This window comes from uncultured Ruegeria sp., assembly GCF_947497005.1.
In the GTDB taxonomy this organism is placed as follows: domain Bacteria; phylum Pseudomonadota; class Alphaproteobacteria; order Rhodobacterales; family Rhodobacteraceae; genus Ruegeria.
In genome coordinates, this window is sequence record NZ_CANMFF010000022.1 from 25,335 (window position 1) to 39,122 (window position 13,788).

The 13,788-nt window shown below is 51.8% G+C and carries 10 protein-coding genes; 1 reads left to right on the plus strand and 9 read right to left on the minus strand.

Annotation, left to right across the window (positions count from 1 at the left end):
- Positions 1–215: 215 nt before the first annotated feature.
- Complete coding sequence (locus Q0816_RS22210; protein ID WP_298854747.1) at positions 216–4,013, minus strand: AAA family ATPase; 3,798 nt, start codon at positions 4,011–4,013, stop codon at positions 216–218.
- 1,132 nt (positions 4,014–5,145) lie between these two features.
- Here Q0816_RS22210 and Q0816_RS22215 point away from each other — a divergent pair.
- Positions 5,146–5,916, plus strand: a complete 771-nt coding sequence (locus Q0816_RS22215) for a DUF4102 domain-containing protein (protein ID WP_298854749.1) — start codon at positions 5,146–5,148, stop codon at positions 5,914–5,916.
- Positions 5,917–5,948: 32 nt separating this feature from the next.
- Here the strand turns inward: Q0816_RS22215 and Q0816_RS22220 are convergent, their stop codons facing one another.
- The 8 genes from Q0816_RS22220 to Q0816_RS22255 all read right to left on the minus strand — a co-directional run bounded on the left by Q0816_RS22220 (position 5,949) and on the right by Q0816_RS22255 (position 13,702).
- Positions 5,949–6,209, minus strand: coding sequence for a DUF4231 domain-containing protein (locus Q0816_RS22220; RefSeq protein ID WP_298854751.1), 261 nt, complete (start codon positions 6,207–6,209; stop codon positions 5,949–5,951).
- A gap of 42 nt (positions 6,210–6,251) precedes the next feature.
- A complete protein-coding gene (locus Q0816_RS22225; protein WP_298854753.1) occupies positions 6,252–7,541 on the minus strand; it encodes a toll/interleukin-1 receptor domain-containing protein in 1,290 nt (429 codons plus the stop codon).
- A 45-nt stretch (positions 7,542–7,586) separates the two neighbouring features.
- Complete coding sequence (locus tag Q0816_RS22230; RefSeq protein WP_298854755.1) at positions 7,587–9,275, minus strand: serine protease; 1,689 nt, start codon at positions 9,273–9,275, stop codon at positions 7,587–7,589.
- Positions 9,276–10,205 carry a hypothetical protein gene (locus Q0816_RS22235; protein WP_298854757.1) on the minus strand — a complete coding sequence of 310 codons (930 nt, stop codon included), beginning with the start codon at positions 10,203–10,205 and terminating at the stop codon, positions 9,276–9,278.
- A gap of 242 nt (positions 10,206–10,447) precedes the next feature.
- Positions 10,448–10,915 (minus strand): TIR domain-containing protein, encoded by a 468-nt coding sequence (locus Q0816_RS22240; RefSeq protein WP_298854759.1) that lies wholly within the window; start codon positions 10,913–10,915, stop codon positions 10,448–10,450.
- Positions 10,915–11,508: a 7-cyano-7-deazaguanine synthase gene (locus Q0816_RS22245; RefSeq protein WP_298854761.1), complete on the minus strand. Its 594-nt coding sequence runs from the start codon at positions 11,506–11,508 to the stop codon at positions 10,915–10,917. Before Q0816_RS22245 ends, Q0816_RS22240 begins: the two co-directional genes overlap by 1 nt.
- Positions 11,505–12,215: a hypothetical protein gene (locus Q0816_RS22250; RefSeq protein ID WP_298854762.1), complete on the minus strand. Its 711-nt coding sequence runs from the start codon at positions 12,213–12,215 to the stop codon at positions 11,505–11,507. The genes Q0816_RS22245 and Q0816_RS22250 overlap by 4 nt, the downstream gene beginning before the upstream one ends.
- Positions 12,212–13,702, minus strand: coding sequence for a toll/interleukin-1 receptor domain-containing protein (locus Q0816_RS22255; RefSeq protein ID WP_298854764.1), 1,491 nt, complete (start codon positions 13,700–13,702; stop codon positions 12,212–12,214). The genes Q0816_RS22250 and Q0816_RS22255 overlap by 4 nt, the downstream gene beginning before the upstream one ends.
- Between the last annotated feature and the right edge of the window lie 86 nt (positions 13,703–13,788).

Consider the following 13,788-nt stretch of genomic DNA (forward strand, 5'->3'; position numbering starts at 1 on the left):
CATCTTCTGACATCTTCACGACACCGCCGCCGTATTTGTAAGAACGCACTTCCAAGTCCTTCATCGTGAACCGGACATACTGCGTCCCTTTTGCTCCGTGCCTGCCGTATGATTGCGGCATGGCGCGCCTGCTAAAATCACAACCGGCATCACTCTAGCCTCGCTAGCCTGACGCCACACGAGTACACCGTATGAAAGTGGAGCGGCTTCAGCGTCTACCGAAACAGATGAAACTCGTCGCGCTGGTCAATTGTTAGCGTGCGGGGGAGACGCGCGGCGACGTCCTCGATAAAATCTTCCGCGGTGCCGACCGGTATCGAGTGGCTATGAAAGCTTCCCAATGCTGTCGCAGCATCTAACCGCATAGGGTTGCCACCAAGTGCAAACGCAATGTATTCGCTTCCGCCACCAACGTTGTACTCCAAAAGGACGCTACCATCGTGTGCATCGGCTACTGTGATCGTTTTCGAGCTGGCCACCACGATTTTGTTACCGCAAGGTGTGAAAGCAATTCGTTTGGCGCCAAAGTTCCCAAGGCTGATTTTCGTTATTTGTTCCCCGGTTTCAAGCAAGACGATATCAACTACTGAGCCCTCGGGATTTAAAGCCGCCATTCTTCGCTCGTTTCGTGAGAACGCTACGCGGCTGCAATTGAAACTGCACAAAGGTTCGAGTGACGAGGCGTCGCGCAGAATTGTTTCGTTGTTGGCCGCGGAAGCGATGTACTTGCCGCTGGGTGACGCCAGCACTTGGTGGATTGGGCCAGTGTTACCGTCCCGCCAGGAAGGCGGTTTCCCGGTTTGCGGATTGTCCTGAACCTGAAGGGTACCATCTTTTAGCATGAAAGTCGGTGATGGTGCGCCGGAAAACGTAAGCTCAAGTTGCCCTGTCGAGAGGTCCCAGGCCTCGATGGAGTGATCAACCAGCCCGAGAGCCAATTTCCTATCATTTGCAAAAAAGCACGCGCATGAACAGCGCGCGCGCCCTCCCTTAATCCGGGCAACAACGGACCCGCCTGAGGTATCGAAAACCGTGCAGTTAAAATGATCCAAGACTGCAAGCAATGACCCGTCGTCTGAGAAAAACATCTCGAAGCTTGTAGGATCCGCTTCGAGGTTTTTTGATACAACTTCGCCCGTTGAAGTATCGAGAATCCACGTTCCCTCGTAGTCAACAGACATGGCCGCGCGACCGGTTTCTGCGTGCAGCGCTGCGGACGCAGCCTTGGTAACTCCCTGAATGCTCAAATAACGCGTTTTATCATATTGGTGATAAACTACGGAAGTCAGCGTTAGATCGCGACTTGAGTTTTCTTTCGTCAGAGTCACATCAAAGGAATGCACTTCCAGATTAGGGTCCGCGGCCCAGTAGACTATTGATCCATGGTCCCAATCGGTGGCCATGATTTGGCTTCCATCCTCTGCGAAAGAGATTTGCTTTACCGAAGAGGGGCTTATGAGATTGAAGTCTTCGGTATCGAGTTCGGACTTCATGCAGCGAATCGTGCCATCCGCCAATGCAAGTGCCAACCGCCCATCAGGTGCAAAATCCATCGAATAGACGCCGCCATCTGCGAGTGACCTTGGAGGGGGCGAGAAAGCGCGAAGGAGTTTTCCGCTACTCACTTCATGGACGAAAACGTCCCCATTACTTCCAAGCCCTGTACCTGCAGCCCACCTTGCGCCATCGTGCGAAAAGGCTAGGCAATTTACCGGCCGAGTAGGGAAGGCACTTTGCCGTCGCCGTGAAAACATGCGAGAAAATAGGCTTCGTCTGTCCTGGTACAGTTGTTGCTCGTGCGATTTAGTACCTGATGCGAGGATCCAAGTTCGCACTCGCCCGAGGGCACAGCCGGTAGCTAGCACATCGCCGTTCGGTGATAGAGAAAAGGCTGTAACAGGCATGTCTTCTTGTGCGATCGCCGCAACTTCGACGCCCGTTGCGACATCAAATACTTTCACAGTGTTGTCCGAAAACCTCGTTGCAATGCGCTTGCCATCGCCTGAGAAAGTCAGTTCTGCCGAAGGCCATGGATGTTCGGGAAGCTTCGTGACAAGTTTCCCGCTTTCCGCGTCCCATATTTCCACCGAATGTTCGCCCAAAGGAACTGCAAGGAACCGCGCGTCGGAGGACAAACTGATATCACGATACATCACCCGAATGCCTTGGTTCAGGGGCATCTCCAAGACCTGACCCTCGCGAAACACAAGACAAACGCCATCTTCTGTGCGAAGAGCGAATACGCCCATTTTCTTAGAGAAGGAAACCGCAACGGCGCGATATTTTCGGACGTTTGTTCGTTTCATCTCGCGCCGTTTAATTTCGGACTCGTGCAATAGCTGAAAACACTGCCTAGAGATGGGTATTTCGACATCCATACCGACCCGAGGCAGTCCCTCAAGTGCAAGCAGGCCGGCAGTTACGTGGTCTCCAGACTTTTGGAGTTGTTCGCCACGTTCAGAAACGGATCGGGCGTTGCGAAGCCAGTATTCGCGGTGGTGCCTTCGGGACTCCCCGATAAAAGCCGATTCTTCAGAGGTAAGCAGCCCGGGAGCGGCTGCCAGAATCTCCTTGCCACGTGACGCCATCCACGCTGGAAGCAACCTATTGTTAGATTCACCGGATTCCGCCCAGCGTTTCTTCGCGCTCCGAATTTCGTCTCTCAAAGCAAAGAACTTCTCGAACTGAGCAATCCAGGTCGAGAGGGCAGGCCACGCTTGGATCAGCGCTTCGTGAGCGAGTTCGAAGAAGTCTCCGCTACTAAGCGACGTCGTACGCGAAAGTAGCCGCCTGTCTGCGAGGCGCTCGGCAAGCCGGCGCGTGGTATCGCCGAGCCCAGCCGCCGCGACTCGCAGCTTGCTGGCTTGGCCGTCCTCCGTTACAGTCACAAGTTCGCGAAAAAGGTCAGGCAGTGCCGTTCTCATGTCTTCGGGCAGCCCAACCTCCTCCTTGGCGATGTAGCTGGCGAGGACCGCTTGAAGAAGTGGTTCGTCCGCCGCGCTGTTCCGGCTTGCCTCCGGTGCTGCGAGGCAGCGCTCATCTGGGCGGTACAAATTGCGTAGCGCGAATGCTAGGAGCGGAAGCGCTCCGCGCTCGCTTACACCTGCATCGATTAGTTCGGATGCGATCGAGTCGTTGACGGCCGCGCCGACTAGCGCCGCCGGGCCGCGGACAATCTCGGAAATCGCTTCTGCTCCCGGTGGTGCCAGAGTGAAGATATTGCCTCGGAGCAGTCCGGCGAATTCTTCTGTCCGCAAGACATCGGCGAGGAAGTCTGCTCGAATGGTCAGCAACAGACTGACACCGCCCTTTGCCGCCAATGTCTCCATTATGGCGAATGTGCGCTTAAGCTCTGCGGGCTCCAAGCGGCGCGCCTCTTCGAACTGATCAAGCACTAGGAGGCGTCGCTCTATCTCCCCATTGTTACTGCCCGCAGCGTTGAACTGGCTGACAAGCAGTTCTGGGCTTTGGAGCCAGCGTTCAGCGAGCAGGTTTGGCCTGTCGCGATCCTCAGGCTCAAGCCAATCCTGAAGTGCTTCAACCGTCGCGCCCACTGGGTCGCGTAGGTCGAGACGTGCATAAGCAGTCTTCCAGCCAGCTCGCTTCAGGCGAGGGACCACGCCCGCCATGGCAAGCGACGATTTTCCCGTGCCCGATGCCCCGGTTAGCGCAACTAACGCTCTCTTTTTTTCTGCGCTTTCGAGCCAGTTGCAGAGCTCATTCGTCTCCGACCGTCGGCCGAAAAACACGGGCTCGTCCCCCGCCCCGAGGGCACGAAGTCCGGGATAGGGTTCACCGTCGAAACTTGGTGTTGTGCGAGAGCTTTGCTCGGTGCGGATTTCTTTCAACCTATCGTACACTAACTGATCTAGCTGTTGGCGGACTCTCTGGCGGAAATCGTCAATGTCGTTGTAGTTGTTGACCGTCATAAGTCTGGTTTCACGCAAACGTTCCACAAAGGACTCAAGAGCTTGGCGCTGGTCGATCTGTTCGCCTGCCTCCTTTTTGGACATGGCCGGCGGCGGATATGCAGTACATTGGAAAAAGAGCACTGTGGCATGTGAGGATGCGGCAAGCGCGTCGTCGAGCTCCCATTCAGTGCCAGATAGGTACGGCGACCCGTCTGGCCGCACTGAGTCTAGCAGAGGTGTTCCCATCCGCGATTTGACGATGCCGACCACAATATCGCACTCCGAGGGCCGGGGTAGCCATCGATCGACCGATGCTTGCGGAGGTATGTCCGCGACCATCGGAATCTGCCGATCAGGATCGTCGTAGCGGTGCAGGATGACATTCAATTCGTCGATTACGAATGGGCTCTTGGCAATTTCGCGTTCTACGATGCTCTGGACAATTGCACGTTCTTCCATAACGTCAGAAGGCGAGGATACGAAAATCCGCAGATTAGGCCGCGTGAGATTACCACCGTTAGCCACTGGCTTGGCCCCGTGATTCCATCCGCCGCGCTGATTGACGTAGCGGCGGGCCAGCACAGCACTTTGAAACCGGCATGGACGAGCTCACGCACTTGCTAATCATACCTAAACTCTGAGGCTAAGCCATCCCTTGGTCAACCTTCTTAAACTCAGAGGGTACAAATCTCGGAGACAAACCGGTAGCGAATTTGCTAATTTTACAGTCTTTCGGGTCTCAAGAAATGAGGGGCCCTTAAGTCGTGCCAAGCTACAGACTTGAACACGAAACAAGTGGGACACTTTCTACGAATTCTTATGGAAACATGTGGGAAGATTTCGTGTCCCACTTCCTATTAGGCGATTGATTTCGTGTAAGAGAGTGATGCCGCCCCCGGGCACCACTTAATTATATTAACCTACAGATTTTTATGTAAAATTCGAATCAAAGACGAATTATATCCACCTAAATATCCACCTATGAGACCATGGTGCTCGCAATTCTTAATTCGGTTTCGCAGTCCATTCCTTGCTGAGGGAGTAGGCGGGAAACCGTTTCGAGGGTTCGAATCCCTTCGTCTCCGCCATCCACCATTTTGATTCAATTGTGTTCGGTGTTATTTGGCCCCATATGGGGCTGTTTTTGTTGGTTTATCTGCATTCGCTGTTGCTATTGGTTTTTCTTCGATTAGACTCGTTTCTATTCATTGCGTGGTAGTAATTGTGGTATATTATGGCGGCTCTGAGTGGAAAGCTGACGAAGAAGCTGGTGCGGTCCTTGGGGCCCGGTCGTCACGGTGATGGGAGCGGGTTGTACCTTGTTGTTGATCCATCTGGTGCTCGGCGCTGGATTGTTCGGGTGACAGTGAAGGGGCAGCGCAACCGCGAAGGCAAGCCACTACGGACGGATTTTGGACTCGGCGGCGCTGATGTCGTTACACTGAATGAAGCGCGTGACCGAGCCCTGGAATATCGACGCCTCGCGAAGCAGGGTATCAACCCGCGTTACAATGGGCGCCAAGAAGTTCCCTGCTTCGAAGAGATTGCCCGGCAAGTTCACATTGAACGCCTGCCGACGTGGAAGAATCCGAAACACGGCCAACAGTGGATCAACACGTTGGCCGAATATGCCTTCCCGAAGATTGGCCGCTTGCCGGTCTCTGAGGTTGGTCAACCAGAAGTGCTTCAGGTCCTGTTACCTGTTTGGACCGAAAAACACGAAACGGCCAAACGTCTGGCCCAGCGGATCAAAGCCGTGCTTGACGTTGCCAAGTCGAAGGGCTTCCGAGATGGCGAGAACCCGGTAACGACGATCCGCGACGCCCGCGTTTTGCCGCAGGTTAAACGGAAGGTGCAGCATCATAAAGCGATGCACTGGAAGGATGTATCTGCGTTCTATGCAGAACTGGCGACGAAGGATGCGATGGCCGCAAAGGCGCTTATGTTCACATGCTTGACAGCTAGCCGCACGAGCGAGGTTTTGCATGCCCGTGACACTGTCTAGCCATTCCAGGGCTGACCTCACCACCTGTCCGATCATCTCACCGACCGGAACACCCGCAGGCTGGCAGTGACGCCGCCGACGACCGCGACACCGCCCGCTGAGCCAACCACTGCGCTTCCAAGCCTGATAAGAGAAGCGACCGGGATTGCCGCTGCGATCACGATCTGAACGACCTCTAAAATTCGGTAGATGCGTTGTGCGGTGGCGATACGATTGTCGTACCAGACGATTTGGTTTTCGAGCCTTTGATAGCCGCTGTCATCCTTCGAATTAGGCACGGATTCTGCAACCATTCTATTGCCATCTGTTTGGCCCTCTCGAGAAGATAAAGGCGATCATTGAACCCTGCCGAAATGTCCGCTTGAGAATACAAGGTGTTCGATTACTTCAGGATGAAACGGATAGTGAATGGGTCGTCCCCATAGTGAAACCTCGACGAAGCCGCCAGCACGGGAGAAAGCCCCGGAATAGACGGAATCGTGGAACTCGGCAGATAGTGACAAAAACGGTAGATCATTTTTAAAAACCTCTACACCTCGATAGTCGCCCTTCAGACTGAAACCTTCGGCTGTGCGACCAATATCAGAGGAGGTTTCAAGCATTGTGGTTTTCCCGTCTAGATCAACGAGCAAGACCGTCGAAGGGCGGGTCAAATCGCGCGAAAGGATGCGGCTGCCACCGGGGAGGAACGCCCCGCTGAACCAAGGATCTGATGTACCCCAGTCGGCGCCTGATCTGCGCAACAGGCGGATCGGGAAACCCGGCGCTTCGTAATATGCACGTAGGACTGCGATGTGTGCATCAAAACTTCTTGGCGTGCGGTGCCAAGCGTCGAGCGCGTGTCGCAACGCCTGGGTCGGGTCACTGACCAGCGAGTCATAAGCTTTGGAGACGGACAAGTTGGCCAAGGCCCGATCACGTTCCGCGACGGCGGTATTGCGCTGAAGCACTGCGAAACCCGCCAGCGTCGTGGACGAAACCACTGCGGCCCCGGAACCTATGAGCCAGCGTCGAGTCCGCAGTTTGGTGTCCTCATGACTTGCAGCTAAGTAGTCGGAAAGCAGCCGGCCAATATCTTCCGCTCCCGTGGGGCGTTTCCTACGCCAGGCCTCGGCCATTTCGAGCGATTTTCCACGCAAAAGCTCCGCCTTGGGTCTCTCTTTGCTCCACGCCAGCGCGCGCAGTTGAAGTCGGGTCTTCTCGCGTACCCAGTCGATGTCGGTTAGGAGCGCGTCCGCCAGTGCCATGATGTTCGCGTCAAAGTCCTCATGCAAAAACACCGAATGAATCTTGGCGAGTCCTTGAGGTATATTGTCCCAGCGTACGGTTTCGATGGCGACGGGAAAGACACGCTTGGAGAGGCTGTTCGCTAGTGCAATTTCGTCTGCACAAACGGAGGATTCCGCCGACCTACTGCTGAGCACAAAAATGACACTGTCTGACATCTGGATGAGTTCCGTAATGCGCTGCCACCATTGCTCACTGGGCAGAGTGTCATCAACGTCGCGAAGAAACTCGATCCCAGCGCCCTCCAGCGCTGCAATGATGCGATCTGCTTCAGCACGGTCTGAACGTGAATAAGAAAGAAAGACCTTTGTTTTGGCGTTTTTTGAGGAAATTTCCATTGGTAAGAGCCTAAGAATCCAGAAATACACGCCGAGTCATGAGAACTAGTCGACTGCACTGGATCGTGTTCGACCCTGGCTTAAATCATCTCGAATCGCATTCAATATTGCGACAATCCAAATAGCTTCGTTTGCAGCATGATGACCTGGCTCACCGTCGATTCTGTCCAGTTCGTCGCTGCCCGCATGGTGCAGCCCAATCATCTTAAGTTTGGCATTCAATGCAACGCCGCCTGAACTACCTTTTATCGTACCCGTTGTGTAGTGAATACGACCAGGAATAAGCGTGTCAGAACCGCGATCATCCCCATCGTGCATCAGAAGATCTGTATTCTGAAACGAATAAGAAGGCTCATCAGGGTTGGGGTGGGAAACAACAAAAACTTCGGCGGGTGGGTCTTGTGGCGCAGGCGGCAAATACTCGATTATCTCAAAGTTTGACGCGTCGATGGGTAAAGCATCCTTGAACGAAAACAAGCAGGCGTCATGATGTCGGAAGGGGGAGGACCAAATGACTTCATCAATCTCATATTCCTGCTTTGGATTGTCTGACAACGTAAACCGGACCGCAGCATCTTGCGGGCGAAGTGGTCGTAAGGTCTCATACTCCTGTGGGTATTCGCTAATCACATGATCATTAGTAAGCCCTAGTAGCTTACCATCGAGCTCGGGTGCCAGATCGCCCCCATTCATAATACAACACGTCCCGCGCACCGCACCAGAATGTAAATCCACAACAGACACGATACTGTTGCCAATCTCGAGAAATTTTAGCATCCACCCGCGGCCACGCAACAATGCATTCGAGAACTGAGCCTCGAGATCGCCTTCATTCGTTTGACGTTGACGCCTGATATCACTGGCGTCCATATGAACTTCGCCATTCGCCTGATTCAGAATTGCTCGTTCCAGGCCTGTCACAAGCAACTTCGCTTTTTTCGTCGAGCGCGGTAGTGCCCAAACTGTTTTAAATTGCCGCAGTGTCGAACTGAGTTTGAAAACGTCAACATCGTGTGTTGCTAGCATTCCACTGACCGCATCAGAAACGCCGTTCCAGTCTTCTCGGCTAATCCGGGCCTCTGCGAGCGATGACCAAACATAGAATCCACGGTCTTCCTCAGGCAATCGCGCTGTGCTTTCTTCGATTTCATCTGCAAGAGCGTCAAAATCCAACTCAAACGGCAACTCGAACCCTTCGATCCTTGCACGTGTACCCACTGCGAGCAGATTGCCAATCAGCCAGTTGCGTTTTTCTGCAGCACCGGTGCAGCCTTCTTTGTATCTCTGAAGGGATTTTTTCATATGTAGCTGGGCTGCAACGCGATTTCCCTTCAATGCGTTTAAGAAAAGGTCCTTATGCGCCCTGCCAGAAATGCCTTTGGCCTCTGCGAATAGGACTGGATCATCTGCAAATTCAATGGCCAAAACGTCAAGGAGCGCGATTCCAGAACCATACCGCCCTAGTTCAATGGACACTTGTGCCATATCGAGCCGGTTCTTGCTTGATAGTCGATTGGCAACGTTCATGCTTTCTAGAAAATCATCTACTTCTTCGAAAAACCGCTCTTTCATAGAGACACTGACAACCATCTGTAGATCATCATCACTCAGCTCATCATCTTCTTGCTCCAGTAGTCGATGGGTCAAGCCATGAAGTGACTTGGCTGAAGCTGTACGCCGGCCATCCTGTGCCCGTTCTACGAATTTCAAGACTTCATCATCGAGACGAGACATCTAGAGAAGCTCCCGCAACACATCACGCATTGTCTTCTTGGGCGCATACTTTGTGAAAGAGTGGGTCCAGAGCCCACCATTGTTTTGTCGAATGTCCTCGATAACTTCGCCGCCGCTTTTTAGATAGTCGTTGCGTAATTTCGGATCAGCACGCGCAACAATATCCACGGGATCAAAAATGTTTACCCAGCGAAGACCGATTTTTTCGTAGGCATAACCGTCGTGGCGAGTGTAGCCTGGCTTCAAATGTGTCTGTACTTCTGACAACCCCAAAGGAGAGCCGACAGTCATCAGATGCTTGATCTGGGGACAATCTGGCACGTTCTTAAGGCAATCATATGCGATCACGGTTCCCATAGAGTGGGTGATTAGAATAATTGGTCCGCGAGTTTCGGCGGCCTTCAGTTCGTCTACGAACCTACCGCGGATTACATCTCGAACCTTGTATGTCTCGCCTGGGCGCGGTGAATGGGCTACGTTATAAAGGTAGTGATGCGTGTCCCTCACAGCTGCACGCATCAGCGGTTTTTTTAGAAACCAGGGCAACGGGATTGCTTCTGCTTCGATTCCAGAAAGATCCGAAGGCAGTGGTACCCTCTCGCTATCAAGCAGAGCTTCTGGGTCAACATTCATGTCTTCCGCAAATGTGCGCAAGAACGCGTCATCCACCTCACCCAAATCAGGACCGCCGCTTGAAAGAGCTCCCGTGCTTTCCAGAGACAACTCCGAACTTTCAGCAATTGACGCCCAACCTAAAGGTGTCGCGTACATGATATCCGCCCAGTGCACCGATTTAACGTATGCGCGGGTTTTGAGGTCAACACCTTCATTTCCGGCGTAATCTGTGGCAAGTGCACTGTACCAGTGATGGATCAGCACGTCTTTTTCTGGCATGTTTGAAATGCCATGCACAAAGATAACTGTTGTCATGTGTCCCTACCGACCTCTGAAATGGGTTTCAGTTTGAAATGTATATTCGGGAGCGATCTGAGGCCCAAAATGTAGCTGAATATGAATTTTAACGAGTAGTTTGACTGAAAACGAAAAGTTTTCAAGGAAAGTGAATAAGCGAAAGACATTCTAGACACGACGGTTACAACCTCACAAAAACGCCTCAGAAGCAAACAAAAAGGTCAACACCCAACACGTAGTAGAAGTAGTCCATCAACGTCTTACTTCAGTTCAATTGGCAGGTCTGACCAAGTGACTGTTTTTAGATTATTTTTCGAAACCCATTCGGGCATCTTAGCAGGTTTTCCATCTTTAGTGTGAGTAGCAATAACTGTCTTGCCAAGAGAGAGGCTTTTCTCCACCTCCCACTTCACCCATTGGCTCTGAGCAGTGTTGTCTGAGAGATGGACAACACAGACTGAGCTGCGCTCGATACGCTCTGTGATTTTCTGCCGAATGTACTCGGCTCGCTCACTATCGTAAGGAACTCGAACAGAGTGATCATTGAACTCAATGTCACTATTGTCATTTTTGGCATTTGCCCTGAGTAAATTCACTTCATCCAAATCTTCAGTTGCAAAGCTGATGAATACGTTCCGTTTTCCGCCCTGTAGGGAGCGTTTGGCCTTCTCTTCGAGAGCACTGATGTTGCCTAGTGTGTTCCAACCACCGCCGCTGCCTCCGCCCATCATGATCCCCCTTCAAATTTGAACTCATTGCAGGCAATGCACTTACCACACGGCTCTAGATTTCCGGCGTGGCATGAGTAAGTGTCTTTTATGCCTTTTTGACGAGCAAGTTCGACGACTTCTATTTTGTGAAACATTGATAGCGGGGCGAGAACTTTTATGTCGCGTCCCATGCAGCATCGTAACATGTTTTCAGCTTCACTCAGAAATCTTGCTGTTTGATCTGGAAACAAGCTGGTGTCCTCGTGCAACAAACCGATTGAAACTCCATCTGCTGAGACCTGACTGGCGTAGGCCGCCGCTGTTAGCAAAAACAACATATTCCTACCCGGCGTAAATGCATCATCAGCAATGTGGAGACTTTTGTCTGTTAAACCCGAACGGATGAGCTCTCCATACCCTCCAAGATTGGCGACATTCGGTTTTGGGAGGCTCAAATCTGACATGGCATTGATACATGCTTGAAGTTCGAGATCGCGGGATATTTGGCCATAGTCAACAAAGAGCGGAAACTGTTGAACACCTTCTTCATCCGCCAATTTTGCCATAAGCGTTGAGTCCAAACCCCCAGATACTAGGCTGACGATACTCATGCGGCTAAGAGCTCCTTCTCCATATTCTTCAAGACCCGCATTACTACCCAAATCGCCCAGTCGAGAAGTCCAACTTTGACACCCATTCCCAAAGCGTGTGCAGTCATTACGGCCTCATGCTTTCGATATGTTCGCAATGTAGAGATTGAGCCGTTGTTAGGGTCATAGATTTCCATAATCTTCATATAGTCCACCACATGTCTGTCTATGATCGCGAGGTCAAAACTGTGGTAAATGTTACGAAGAAACATACTTGCCTGTTTCGGCCCTATGCCCGGTGCATGGGTAACCAGCCAGTTTCGAGCTTCTTCTGGTTCACTGATCGTAGTTAACAATTCACTGAGATTTTCTGCTTCTAAATGGACGCGAGCCGCAAGCTTTGAGAGCTGATCAGCCCGTTTGTTCGGGAAGCGGTACCTCTTCCATTGATCACCTACCCGGAGTGGCTTCTTCAAGAGCACCAATAGCTTTTGGCACAACTCGTCTTCATGTCGAGTGCCGCTCAGCAAAACACCGGATTCGGCGATACTATCAGCAGCTGAAACGGCTAAATCATACCGAACTTGACTGCTCAAAATGCAGCAAGAAAGCTCATACCACAATCCTGCTTCATCCAGTTGCGAATTGCGAGCCGCGATCTGTTGCTCGATATCGGTATGTACCGCTTGAACCGCAGCAACAATTCTATTTTGGTCGGGGCTCATCATCGAAATAGTCCTGGGATTTTAGTTTTGGATTGGCTGACCTTCTCTTCGCCCAGCACGCGTTCTGCAAAGACTTCTAACTTTCCATCGTCTGTATGTATTCTTAGCCCGTTTAAGAAATTTGCATAAAAATCCAAATTATGTAGACCAACTTTCCCCGAAATTCCTATATCTTCGTCACCTGTCGAACGAATTGCATCTTGAGTGATCTTTGAATCTGCCATCAAGGCCTGGTATTCAAAAAAATCAAAATGCTGCGTATGGTGAAGCGTCCGAGCTTTCGCATCTACAACATACCTACACCACTCGAGCCCGTCAAAACTGTCCGCGCCTGCGGCGGTATATATCACAATGCTGACAGGGTTTCCGGTTCCCAGGACGTGAATCGGTTGGTAGAAAGGAAGCGTCTGAAGTTCTTTCCGGATGCTGCCCAGCGTGGTTGCGCATTCAAAAATGCCGGGGCCAAGCTCTCTCTCAGGCACAGCAATCATCGGAGGTTGTAATTCTTCAGCAATTTGTTTGACAACCTTTGGCAGGTCTTGAAGGTCGTGCCCGTAACCACTTTTCGCCTTTGGAGAGTGAACAATCGGAATAATGGGTGCCGAGGTTAGTTTTTGATCAAGCTTTGACTGTTCGATGATCTTCGCAGCAGACGAATACATACTTCGCTGCGGGGGCTCATGCGAAGTTGGTTCCGAATAGTCGAAGGAAAGTACCCAGTTGTGAGGAATACTCGATAAAGCCTCACTAAAATCAGAACGGCACCACGTTTTGTCATCGAGTCTTACTGCTTCGTAGTTTCCCGAGTCCACCATCACGAATCCACCACGCTTGGAGAATTCTCTGATCCGGTTCCTCAGTTTGCGGAGCTCTTTCTTATCTTTGCCTCTTGGATAGTTTCTATCGACGAGATCGTATGCAGAAACCAGAACTGTTTGGCACCTAGTCTCGTCTTTGGGGGCGGTAGCTCCAGTTCCAAAAAGGGTTAACAGCTCAACCGCCTCAAATGGGTCCAACCGGGTCTCGTAGGTTGAAGTCGAATGGAACAGTACTGGAAGTCGCAATAAGTTGTCTGCCAAGAGGGTTGTTCGTTCAGGTGGGCTTTTGGGAGCAACCACCTTTGAAATCTTCCTTTGCAATTGGCGAAGCCCAGGATGGTCTGCCTCGCCATCCCAACCTATGAGATCAACTGTGCTCCACTCTGCATGATAGTCCGGAGCCTCGCATTCTTCTATGCGAGCCGGGATAAGCACGGCGCCAGCCTTTTCTGCGATTTCAAGCTCGCTGTAGACTCGATTACTAGATCTGGCAGCTGCCGACCAAATTGGTAAGACACATGCTGCTTTCTTAATTTCAGAAGGTATCACTTCTTGGAATCTGCCCGTTGCATCGTCATCCCACCAGACCGTCCAACGTTGCCTTAGAATTTTCACAAGTTCCTCAACCAGCGAGAAATCAGTGCTGGAGTAGATCAAACAAATATCGGCCAAATGTCACACCTTAATTCACTCTCCTTAGAGTTTAACAGCGTTTCTCAAATAAACGCGAGAGTGTTCTTGCTTAAGTGGGTGAGTAT